Source organism: Acinetobacter sp. ABJ_C5_2, from assembly GCF_044538485.1.
Taxonomy (GTDB): Bacteria; Pseudomonadota; Gammaproteobacteria; order Pseudomonadales; family Moraxellaceae; genus Acinetobacter; species Acinetobacter nosocomialis_A.
This window is the reverse complement of the sequence record NZ_JBIUCS010000108.1, coordinates 1-324: the sequence shown is the minus strand read 5'-3', so window position 1 is coordinate 324 and position 324 is coordinate 1. Positions and strand designations below refer to the sequence as shown.

Below are 324 nucleotides of genomic sequence, written 5' to 3'. Positions count from 1 at the left end.
GCTGGAAAGGTAAGGATATTCTGATTGGTGGCCTAGGGGATGACACACTGACAGGTTATGCAGGTGATGACCTGTTAGATGGTGGAGAAGGTAAGAACATCTTAAACGGTGGTGATGGCAATGACACACTGATCACAGGTTCAGGGAATGATGTACTGAATGGTGATAACGGTAATGACATGCTCAATGGTGGAGCAGGCAATGACACGTTGAATGGCGGTGCTGGTCAGGATACCTTGATTGGTGGCAGTGGTAACGATGTCATGACAGGTGGTGATTATGAGAAAGATATTTATATCTTCCAGTCAGGTCATGGGCAGGACA

Annotated in this window: 1 protein-coding gene; it reads left to right on the top strand. The window is 46.6% G+C overall.

Translation table 11 applies throughout. The features are described from left to right. The coding region (locus tag ACH8JV_RS19585) for a calcium-binding protein (RefSeq protein WP_396523320.1) at positions 1 to 324 on the top strand (324 nt) is incomplete at both ends.